A 12,141-nucleotide genomic window follows, 5' to 3' on the forward strand; every position below is an offset into this window, starting at 1 on the left:
AGGAAGAGTTGCAAGTGTTGAATTTTGAAGTATTGAGAAAAGCAATTCTCAACTTAAAACTCAATATTGCTAACTCGATAAAAGCCTCCTTATTTCTATCTCTCAGATTTATCTGCTGAGCATAACTCATAACTCTCGATCGGGTGGGTTTAACTAATTTTTTTATCTGTAACAGTGAACAGTTAACAGTTAAATTTCCTTCCACCCTCCACCAACCCACAGCTAATAACTCTTCAAGCTACTACTAATTACAGTTAAAGTCAGAGGCACTCAAAGCGCGTTAGTGTCTCTAACTTGCTGCCAGTTTTTTGAGGAAATTGAATGACAAAGCAGATAGTTATAGCAGAGCAGCATCGCATTGCTGCCGTTTTTTCCGAAGATCAAATCCAAGAACTCGTGGTAGCCACAGGTAGCCACCAAGTCAGTGACATTTACTTGGGAATTGTCGAAAATGTACTCCCTGGGATAGATGCGGCCTTCGTCAATATTGGCGACCCAGAACGCAACGGGTTCATGCACGTCACAGACCTCGGCCCGCTGCGGCTCAAACGATCGGCAGGAGCAATTACAGAACTCCTCACCCCCCAGCAAAAAGTGCTGGTACAGGTGATGAAAGAACCGACGGGCAGCAAAGGCCCCCGGCTGACAGGCAACATTACCCTGCCGGGTCGCTATTTGGTACTGATGCCCTACGGCAGGGGAGTCAATCTGTCCCGCAGAATCAAGTCGGAAGCCGAGCGCAACCGCCTCCGAGCCCTGGCTATTTTGGTGAAACCGGCCGGGATGGGGCTGCTGGTGCGCACCGAAGCCGAAGGCATGACCGAAGAAGCCATCATGGAAGATTTGGAAGTCCTGCAAAAGCAGTGGGAAGCCGTTCAACTTGAAGGCGGTTCCACGCGGGCGCCGGCACTGCTCAACCGCGATGATGATTTTATCCAGCGGGTGTTGCGGGATATGTTCAGCGGTGATGTGAACCGGATTGTGGTGGACTCGCAAAATGGCATTAAGCGGGTGAAGCAGCAGTTGATGAGCTGGAACGGTGGTAAACTTCCTGCGGGAGTTTTGATCGACCACCACCGAGAACGCGCCTCGATTTTAGAATTTTTCCGCGTCAACGCGGCGATTCGAGAAGCCCTCAGACCGAGGGTAGATTTACCTTCGGGCGGTTATGTGATTATCGAGCCGACAGAAGCATTGACGGTAATTGATGTCAACTCTGGTTCGTTTACTCGATCGGCAACAGCTCGCGAAACTGTACTCTGGACAAATTGCGAAGCAGCAACGGAAATTGCCAGACAACTGCGACTGCGCAATATTGCCGGGGTGATTATTGTTGACTTTATCGACATGGAATCCCGCCGCGATCAGTTGCAGGTGCTGGAACATTTCAATAAAGCTCTCAAAGCTGACAAATCTCGGCCGCAAATCGCTCAACTCTCGGAATTGGGACTGGTAGAACTCACCCGCAAACGCCAAGGTCAAAATATTTACGAGTTGTTCGGCCACAGTTGCCCTACTTGCAGCGGGTTGGGCCATCTGGTGCAACTCCCGGGCGAAGAAGACTTCGCCGCAGCGGTGCGGGAATCGGCCGATCGCACTGTGGCTACCTCCAACCGGGTGATGTTGAATTTGCCAGAAGGATTGGAACGCCGCAGCTTGGCGCCCGTAGCTTCTGCAACTCCTGCACCAGTCAGAGAAGAACGTTCCCCCGAACCTGCTCGGGCTGCTTGGGAACCTCAGAGCGAAAGTTTGGATTTTGTTGAAACCGGCGGCAACGCCTCGGCTTTGGACTTGCTCAACCATCCCAGCTATCAGGATTTGGGCAACGGCACCAGACGGCGGCGGCGGCGGCGGATTGGCGAAGAGCCTTTTGCCGTGGCGGTGGAGGAGGAACCAGTGCGCAGCAAGTTGCGACTGCCGAATACTTCGAGTGCGCCCGTGGCGGAAACGCGCTCTGAGTATCAGGCTCCCCCCGGTATCCGGGCAGCTTCTGAGGGCTTCGGGCTGGTGAATATGGCTGCTGTTGGCAGGCGCGAGGATTTCGATCGCGTTCGCCCAGCTAAGTCTGAGCTGCTGAAGCCGATGGTGGAGCCTCCCGAGGTGATTTCGGTGGAAATGACGCCAGAAGAGCAGGATGTTTATGCTGTGATGGGGGTTTCTCCTTTGGTAATGACGGATCGCACCGTCAAAAATCCTAAAAATGCGATCGTTTCCGTGACACTCCCCGGATCTCCCCCGAATAAGCCACCTTTTGAGCAGCTCGAATTTGAATTTGAACCGCCGGCGCCAGCACAGAATGTTGAGGAACAGGATTATTATTCAGAAATGTCGGTTGTCGATCCGGTATTTGCTGAGGATGATGATGATGCTGATGATGATGATGAGGCTGAAATTTACGGCGAAAGTTCGATCGACGAAACTGATGATTTTGAGCCGATGGAGGAAGAAGCCGACGATGTGATGGCTTTCTCAAAGGAGCAGATCGAATTCCAGGAGCCGATCGAATCCTATGAGCCGATCGAATCCCACGAGCCGATCGAATCCTATGAGCCGATCGAATCAAATCAGTCGAGCGAATTCAATGAGGCGATCGAATCGAGCGAACCCGAGGAGCCTGCGATCAACCGCCGCCGCCGCCGCCGCTCATCAGCCGTTTTGGATGAGTGATTATGAAGGAAGAAGTCCGAGGGAAGTTCGGCAACGAAGCGGTGTACGGGATGTAACGGATGTAACGGATGGAAGTTCAAGGTAAGAAGGAAAAAGGAAGAGGGAAGAAGGAAGAAGAAGAAATTTTTACTCTCTTCCCATCTTTCCATCTCTCCTCCTCTCCCCCTCTCCCCCTCTCCCCCTCTCCCTCTCTCCCTCGGATAATTGCAGGTGTCGATGAAGTAGGAAGAGGAGCTTTGTTCGGGCCAGTGGTGGCTGCGGCCTGCATTTTGCCCGACGAGGTTCAGGGTGAATTAGTAAGTTGCGGCGTGCGCGACAGCAAGCAGTTGAGTGCCGCAGCTCGGAGTCGGTTAGCCGTCAAAATCCGGGCTGTGGCGGTTGACTGTCAAATTGGTGCGGCTTCGGTGCGGGAGATCGATCGCCTGAATATTTTGCAGGCTTCTTTGTTAGCAATGAAGCGGGCGATTTTGAAGTTAAATGTCACGCCGGATTTGTGTTTGGTTGACGGCAATCAAAGAATACCCAATTTGGCGATCGACCAAGAGACTATGATTAAAGGTGATTCGCGATCGATTCAGATTGCCGCCGCCAGCATTGTCGCCAAAGTTTGGCGCGATGAATTAATCCTGCGGATGGCCGTCAAGTATCCAGAATATGACTTGACAAACAACAAAGGATATGGTACAAAAAAACATAAATTGGCTTTAGAACGTTGTGGTGTGTCTGTATTTCACCGGGTGTCATTTAGTCCTTGCCGAGAATCTTAAAATAGACTAGAATCGCCAGAATTAGCTCTCAATTCCTTCAATAATCTGCGTTAATCAACGGTTCCCAAGTCGTAGGGTGCGTCGCCCTGAAAAATTCCCAAAGAAATATCGACAATCTTATAGCGACGCACCTGACAAAATAGTTGAGTCTATTGTAGTAGGGTGCGTCAGGTTAGAATGTTTTGACTACCGACTCAAAAAACACCCCCTGACGCACCCTACGGTTAGTTACTAAAATCTAAAATCTAAAATCTAAAATCCAAAATCCCATGACAGACACTTCACTAACAATTCCCGGGTATCGCATTCTCGATCGCATTTACAACGGATCGAGAACCCAGGTTTACCGAGCAATTTCCGAATCAGACCAAAAACCCGTCGCCATCAAAATCCTCCAAAGCGAATATCCAAGTTTCAACGAACTCGTGCAGTTTCGGAATCAGTACACAATTACCAAAAATCTTGACCTGACAGGAATTGTCAAACCCCTCGAACTCTCCAACTACCGCAACGGTTTTGCTTTAGTCATGGAAGATTTTGGAGGCATCTCTATTTCCGAATATACCACCCTTCGCCCGCTCACCCCGGATGATTTTTTACCAATAGCAATTCAAATAGTCAAAGTATTAGAAGGACTCTATCGCGAGCGCATTATTCACAAAGATATCAAACCTCAGAATATTCTGATAAATCCAAACACCCGAGAAATCAAAATTATAGACTTCAGTATCTCTTCCCTGTTACCCCGAGAAAATCAAGAAATTAAAAGCCCTAACGTTCTGGAAGGAACGTTAAATTATATGTCTCCCGAACAAACCGGGAGAATGAATCGAGGTATCGACTACCGCACCGATTTCTACTCGCTGGGAGTCACATTTTACGAACTGCTGACAGGACAATTACCCTTCAAATGTATCGACGCGATGGAGTTAGTTCACTGCCATATTGCCAAGATGCCAACTCCGCCCATGGAACTTGTAGCCACCATTCCTATAATGGTGAATGACATCATCATGAAATTGATGGCAAAAAATCCCGAATCACGCTATCAAAATGCTTTCGGACTCAGGTATGACTTGGAAACCTGTTGGCAACAGTGGCAAGCAACAGGTAAGATTAACCAGTTTACCTTGGCCGCTAGAGATATTTGCGATCGCTTCGCCATACCCGAAAAACTCTACGGCAGAGAAACCGAAGTTAACACATTATTAGCAGCATTCGATCGCGTCAGCGAAGGCAATACCGAAATCATCCTAGTCGCCGGTTTTTCCGGCATTGGCAAAACCGCCGCAGTCAACGAAGTACACAAACCCATTGTCGGAGCGCGCGGTTACTTCATCAAAGGGAAATTTGACCAATTCAAGCGCGACATCCCCTTTTCTGCCTGGGTACAAGCCTTCCAGAATTTGATGCGGCAATTACTCGCAGAAACTAGCACCAAAGTGCAGCAATGGCAAGCCAAAATCTTAAAAATTTTGGGTGACAATGCCCAGGTAATTATCGATGTCATTCCTGAATTAGAACACCTGATCGGAAAGCAGCCAAAAGTCCAAGAACTCGAAGGAAATGCCGCTCAAAATCGCTTTAATTTGCTCTTCGGTAAATTTATCGGAATATTCGCCACAAAAGAGCATCCTTTAGTGATTTTCTTGGATGATTTACAGTGGGCAGATTCTGCTTCGCTGAAGCTCATGCAGTTACTGGTAAGCGAGACAGATACCCGTTATTTACTGTTAATCGGAGCGTATCGAGACAACGAAGTTTTCGGTGCTCATCCCCTGATCTTGACCTTAGACGAACTCCGCAAAAATGCAGCAACAGTAAATCAAATTACATTAGTACCCTTAGACAAGCCATCTCTAAATTGCCTGATTGCCGATACCATGAGTTGTCCGTTAGCAAGAGCATTTCCTTTAACAGAACTGGTGCTGACAAAAACCAAAGGCAATCCTTTCTTTGCAACTCAATTTCTTAAATCCCTTTACGGCGATGGATTAATTACTTTTGATGTTAATCACAATTATTGGCAGTGCGACATTGCCCGAGTCAGATCTCTAGCTTTGAACGATGATGTCGTCGAATTCATGGCGATTCAGTTGCAAAAATTGCCTGTCAACACTCAAGAAATTTTGAAATTAGCTGCTTGTATTGGCAACCAATTTGACCTATCTACTCTAGCAATTGTCAACGAAAAATCTCAAACAGAAACAGCGGCAGAATTGTGGACAGCATTGCAAGAAGGGTTAGTTATTCCCATCACTGAAGTGTACAAGTTCTTTCAGGACTCAGAATCAGTGGAAGTTGGACAAGCATCTGAGTTATCGGTTCCCTACAAATTTTTGCATGACAGAGTACAGCAAGCAGCATATTTTCTGATTCCCGAAGAGCACAAACAGTCAACTCACCTCAAAATTGGACAACTGTTGCTGAGAAATACGCCTGAATCAGCAAAAGAAGAGAAAATTTTTGATATTGTCAACCAGTTGAATATTGGGGTGGATTTAATTGACTCTCAGACTGAGCGAGATGAATTAGCTCAATTAAATTTAATAGCCGGAAGTAAAGCTAAAAATTCAACGGCTTATATAGCCTCCATAAATTATTTAAATTTAGGGAGAAAACTTCTAGCAAAAGATAGTTGGAAAACCATTTATGAATTAACACTATCATTGTATGTAGAAGCCTCCGAAGTAGCATACCTCAACGCCGACTTTGAACAGATGGAGCAATTGGCTTCAATTGTGCTGCAACAGGCAAAGAATATTTTAGATACAGTCAAAATATATGAAGTTAAAATTTACTCTTCTATAGCAGAAACTCAACAACTAGAAGCGATTGAAATAGGTTTACAAGTGTTGCCCCTACTTGGAGTTAACTTGCCTGCATCACCAACTCATGAGCAAATTGAACAAACAGTAAAAGCTACCGCTGAGGCTTTAGCAGGAAAGAGTAATGAAGAACTACTAAACTTGTCTCCGATGACAGATGAGTATAAATTAGCAGCCCTGCGAATTATATCCAGTATGACTCCTGCGGCAGCTCAATCTGCACCATTTTTAACTCCACACATGGGGTGCGAAGAAGTCAATCTGTTGCTCGAATATGGCCATTCACTTTTTTCGCCTTATGCTTTTGCTGATTATGCGATTATTCTCAATATAGTAGTCGGAGATTTTGAGGCATCTTATCGCTATGGGTGTTTTGCTGTAAAATTAGTTGAACACTTAAATGCCAAAAAAATCAAAAGTGCTGTGTTATTTAAAGTGGCAGGATTTTCAGTTCACAGTCAACAGCATCTGCGGTCAACTCAGCCACTTTTTGCAGCAGGTTATCAAAGTGGTTTGGAAAACGGAGATTTAGCGCACGCGAGCTATTGTGCTATACAAAAATCCCAATATGCTTATTTTGGTGGACAGGAACTATCAGGCCTTGAACAGGAGATGGCAAACTATAGTTATGTCATTACCCAAAAACGGCAAATAACTCCTTTGAATTGGATTAAAATATTTTGGCAAGCAACCAGTAATTTATTAGGAAAAACAAAAAATCCGCTGCTTTTAATAGGTGAAGTCTATAACGAATTAGAAATTTTGCCTGCTCTAGAAAAAGCTAACGATAGATTTTCATTGCATTCACTATATCTGCATAAAATGATTCTTTCTTATTTATTTGATACCGGTGAATTTGAAGGCAAGTTAGAAAATGCTGTAAAAAGTGAAGAGTTTATTGATGGTTGTTTAGGCTTTATTAATGTTCCTATATTCTGTTTTTACGATTCTTTAGTACGACTTTCTATTGCTAATCTTTCACCAGAAATCGGGCTGCTGAAAGTCAAAAGTAACCAAGCAAAACTGCTGAAATTTGCCCAGTCTGCTCCGATGAATTTCCAACACAAATATGACTTGGTAGAAGCTGAAAAAGCGCGAGTTTTGGGAAACTCTATGGAAGCTATGAATTTGTACGATCGCGCTATTGAACTCGCCCAAGAAAATGACTATATTAATGATGAAGCCCTCGCCCACGAACTCGCTGCCAAATTTTATATCGCAGATGGCAAAGAAAAAATTGCCCGAGTCTATTTAACTGATGCTTACTATGCTTATGCACGCTGGGGCGCTAAGGCAAAAGTTGACGATTTAGAAAGACGCTATCCGCAATTACTCGCCCCGATTCTGAATCAGAAAACCAGCTTGGAGACAAGCGGGACAATTTCCCCGATGACTGATGTCACCCTCTCAATGACTGCCAGTTTGGAAAGCTCAGGATTTCTCGACTTGGCAACAGTTATCAAAGCATCTCAAGCTCTTTCAGGGGAAATTCAGCTTGACAAACTGCTGTCAACTTTGATGCAAACGGCAATTGAGAATGCTGGAGCTTCCAAAGGTGCTCTGATTTTGTACCAACAAGGTAACTTAATAGTGGAAGCTTTGGGAACTAGCGACGCTTCAGAAAATGTAGTCCTCCAATCCATCCCTCTTGAAACTAGCAGAATAGTTCCCATAAGTCTGATTAATTATGTAGCCAGAACAGAAGAACTTTTACTCTACAACAATGTACCGAAAGAAAGCCAAAATATCAATGATTCTTATATCATTGAGTGCCTACCAAAGTCAGTTTTGTGCCTGCCGATTCAACATCAAGGCAAAATTATTGCTATTCTGTACCTTGAAAACAATCTGACAACAAATGCCTTTACTCCTGACAGATTAGCAGTCTTAAAAATCTTGTCCTCTCAAGCAGCGATCTCGATAGAAAATGCCCAACTCTATGCCAACTTAGAAGCCAAAGTCGAAGAACGCACCCAAGAACTCTCACAAGCTTTAAGCTATCTCGAAGCCACCCAAGCAGAACTGATTCAATCAGAAAAAATGGCAGCTTTAGGACAACTTGTGGCTGGAGTTGCTCACGAAGTTAACACTCCCTTGGGTGCGATTCGCTCCTCGGCGGGAAATGTTTCTAAGTTCTTGAATCAAACTCTAGAACAGTTGCCGGCACTGTTTCAATCTCTCTCCCCAGAAGAAGCAGATAATTTCTTGAGTTTACTCCAGCGTTCCCTCCAACAAGAAGCAAGCTTGTCAACGAAAGAAGAACGCAAATTTAAGAGAGCTTTGAGAGGCCAACTGCAAGAATTAGGCATCGCCGATCCAGATACCGCAGCCGATCGCCTAGTGATGATGGGAGTATATCAAGAAATTGACAGCTTTGTGCCGCTGCTGCAAAAACCCGAGAGCTTGCAAGTCCTGGAAATGGCCTACAAACTTTCTGAATTAAAAAGAGGCCTCGCTACGATCGACACAGCCACAGACAGAGCGTCAAAAGTCGTGTTTGCCTTAAAAACCTATGCCCGTTACGAACAGTCGGGGGAAAAGACCACAGCCAGCATTACAGAAGGCATTGAAACAATCTTAACCCTTTATCAAAACCAACTCAAACAGGGAGTTGAAGTAGTGAGAAACTATGCCGAAATCCCGCCGATACTGTGCTATCCAGACGAACTAAATCAAGTGTGGACAAATCTGGTTCACAATGCTTTGCAAGCAATGGATTACCGAGGCAGGTTAATTATTGATTTGGTGGAGCAAGACGGGCAGGCTAAGATTAGTGTTACTGACAGCGGTAAGGGGATACCATTCGAGATAAAAGCGAAAATATTTGAGCCGTTTTTTACGACTAAGCCGGCCGGAGAAGGTAGCGGTTTGGGGCTAGATATTGTGAAGAAGATTTTGGCAAAACATCAGGGTAAAATAGAAGTCGAATCGATTCCCGGTCAAACTACATTTCATGTTTTTCTGCCGATGAGCGGCGTCTAAGGATCGCGAATTAAATAATTTACACAAGTTTGTGGGATGTCGGGCCCGACATCCCACAAGAACCATCAAATTGTAAGTTATTTAATTCTCATTCCTCAGCAGTCACAGGGGCGATTCGGGAGGTTTGTTTTGATCGTTCGGAGGAAGAGTCCTCATGAAAATCCTGAGGACTCAAGCCCGAACGATCAAACCTGTTTTGATAGCGGTTGTGCGATCGCACATATTACTTCATAATTCCACTCTAGCCGGAAATGGGCGATCGAGCTGGAATACTTGCATTATATGTATTATACTTAGCTAAAGCTCTGGGGAAATCTCTTATTCAAGAGAATCTGAGTGGGGTGCGGGCGATCGACCTAACATACTCTAGCTTAAAATAAGATCCAGCCCGCTAAGTTGATTGACTAATTTTTAGGTTAATTACTAATCACAAAGGAGAAATAATAGGTGTCTAAAGCAGTTATTTTGTGTGTAGATGACGAAAGAATGGTGTTGGACAGTCTGCGGACGCAGCTCTCATCATCATTTGGCAATAATTATATCTATGAAGCAGCCGAGGATGCTGATGAAGCTTTAGATTTAATTCAAGAATTAAATGAAGACGATGTGAGTATTGTTGTGATTATCTCTGACTGGTTGATGCCAGGTATGAAGGGAGACGAGTTACTAATTCGCATTCACGAGCAATTCCCTAAAGTTGTTAAAATTATGCTGACAGGTCAAGCTGACGAAGAAGCTATTAGCCGAGCTAAAGAATTCGCAAATCTCCACTGCTGTTTGTCTAAACCTTGGTCGGAAGCCGAATTGCTGGAAACTATTAAATCAGGTTTATCTCAACTATGAAACAACAGGTAATTGTCTGTGTAGATGATGACAACACCGTACTGAAGAGCCTCAAAGCAGAACTCCAAGAAGTTGTCGGCAATGCTTATCTGATAGAAATTGCCGAGGGTGGGGAGGAAGCATTAGAGTTGATTGAAGAACTCTTGTCAGATGGGTATGAAGTACCGTTAATTATTTCCGATCATATCATGCCTGAGATGAAGGGAGATGAATTATTAAAAAAAGTTCATATACTCTCGCCCAAAACTATCAAAATCATGCTGACAGGTCAAGCAGATATTGAGGCTGTGGGAAATGCTATCAAAAATGCCAATTTATATCGTTATATAGCTAAACCCTGGCAGCAAGAAGATTTGAGTTTGACCGTAAAAGAAGCCGTCAACAGTTATATTCAAAATAAACTTCTGGCATCACAAAATGCGCAGCTTCAGCAAATGAATGAGGAATTGGCGCATTTAAACCGCGAGCAAGCCTTGCTGATTACCCTACTTCACGAAAATGAAAATCGCTTGATGCAGTTTTTGGAAGCAATGCCAATTGGGGTGGGAGTGTTGGACTCGGAGGGCCAAGTTTATTTTGTGAATCAGAAAGCAAAAGAGATATTTGGTAAAGGAGTTGTACCGGATACGAGTGCCGAACAACTGTCAGAGGTTTATCAAACTTATCAAGCCGGTACAAATCAAGAATATCCTCCCGATGATTTACCGATTGTGCGGGCATTGAGGGGGGAAAATGCCACCGCTGAAGATATAGAAGTGCATAACGGCGATAAAATTATTCCTTTAGAAATTTCGGCAACTCCCATTTATGATACCAACGCCAAAGTCACCTATGCTATTAATACTCTCTTAGATATTACCGATCGCAAAAAAGCGGAAAGAGAGCGCCAAAAATTCATTGAGGAGCTTTTTGAGGTGAATTGCAATTTGGAACTGGCACTAGATACAGAAGTAAAAATCACTGAGGCGACAAGTCGCTTTGTACCCAATCAATTTTTAGCTTTTTTGGGATGTGACAGTATTGTTGATGTTAAATTGGGAGACGCAGTGGAGTTGGAAATGTCGATTTTGTTTTCTGATATCCGCGATTTCACTACTCTTTCGGAACAGATGACACCGCAAGAAAATTTTAAATTTATAAATTCATATTTGAGTTATATGGAACCGCTGATTGTGGAAAATCAGGGGTTTATTGATAAATATATTGGCGATGCAATTATGGCGTTGTTTAGCGAGGGCGCCGACAATGCGGTGAAAGCGGGAATTGCGATGCTGCATACTCTTGCTCAATACAATCGATATCGTGCTTCTGTGGGCTATGTGCCGATTGAGATTGGGGTGGGAATTAATACTGGTTCTTTGATGTTGGGTACTGTTGGCGGACGCAATCGGATGGATGGTACTGTGATTGGCGATGCGGTTAATTTGGCTGCTCGAATTGAAAGTTTGACGAAGAATTATGGGGTGTCGCTGTTAATTACTCAACATACTTTCGATCGCTTGACAAATCCTGCTGATTATGCAATTCGGGTAATTGATAAGGTTCAGGTTAAGGGAAAGTCTGAATGGGTTACTGTTTATGAGGTTTTTGATGCAGATTTGCCGTTCGTTAAAGCGGGGAAGTTGGCTACTTTGCCAGTGTTTGCTGAGGCTTTGTCTTTGTACAATCTGAAGAGTTTTAGGGAAGCTGGAGGGTTGTTTGCGGATTGTTTGCGGCAAAATCCGGGGGATAGGGTGGCTCAAATTTATTTTGATAGGTGTCAGTAGTTAGTAACTAACCGTAGGGTGCGTCAGGGGGACAATTATTAGTATTTGTAGGGTGCGTCGCAGCCGACAATTATTAAAGAAAGAGTGACAATCTAATAGCGACGCACCTTATACAATAGTTCAGAAAATGAACCAAAAATTTGTTTGATAGCAAGATTTTTTATGAATGGTATTACTTAATAATCCTAACCCTAGGGTGCGTCAGGGGGAAAATTATTAGTATTTGTAGGGTGCGTCGCAGCCGACAATTATTAAAGAAAGAGTGACAATCTAATAGCGACGCACCTT

General features: G+C 44.3%; 5 protein-coding genes. All 5 read left to right on the plus strand.

All coding sequences use genetic code 11. The features are described from left to right. Positions 1–321 precede the first annotated feature (321 nt). The 5 genes from QUB64_RS24860 to QUB64_RS24880 all read left to right on the plus strand — a co-directional run bounded on the left by QUB64_RS24860 (position 322) and on the right by QUB64_RS24880 (position 11,853). On the plus strand, positions 322–2,667 hold the full coding sequence (locus QUB64_RS24860) for an Rne/Rng family ribonuclease (RefSeq protein ID WP_333275983.1): 2,346 nt from the start codon (positions 322–324) through the stop codon (positions 2,665–2,667). A 68-nt stretch (positions 2,668–2,735) separates the two neighbouring features. After that, a complete protein-coding gene (locus tag QUB64_RS24865) occupies positions 2,736–3,434 on the plus strand; it encodes a ribonuclease HII (RefSeq protein ID WP_333275985.1) in 699 nt (232 codons plus the stop codon). A gap of 269 nt (positions 3,435–3,703) precedes the next feature. After that, the gene (locus QUB64_RS24870; RefSeq protein WP_333275987.1) at positions 3,704–9,244 is read left to right on the plus strand and encodes a trifunctional serine/threonine-protein kinase/ATP-binding protein/sensor histidine kinase; all 5,541 of its coding nucleotides are present in this window, start codon (positions 3,704–3,706) and stop codon (positions 9,242–9,244) included. Between the two features lie 447 nt (positions 9,245–9,691). Next, a complete protein-coding gene (locus QUB64_RS24875) occupies positions 9,692–10,087 on the plus strand; it encodes a response regulator (RefSeq protein ID WP_333275989.1) in 396 nt (131 codons plus the stop codon). Continuing rightward, on the plus strand, positions 10,084–11,853 hold the full coding sequence (locus tag QUB64_RS24880) for an adenylate/guanylate cyclase domain-containing protein (RefSeq protein WP_333275991.1): 1,770 nt from the start codon (positions 10,084–10,086) through the stop codon (positions 11,851–11,853). The genes QUB64_RS24875 and QUB64_RS24880 overlap by 4 nt, the downstream gene beginning before the upstream one ends. Positions 11,854–12,141: the final 288 nt, after the last annotated feature.

The sequence above is a fragment of the Microcoleus sp. Aus8_D2 genome (assembly GCF_036702665.1).
GTDB lineage: Bacteria > Cyanobacteriota > Cyanobacteriia > Cyanobacteriales > Microcoleaceae > Microcoleus.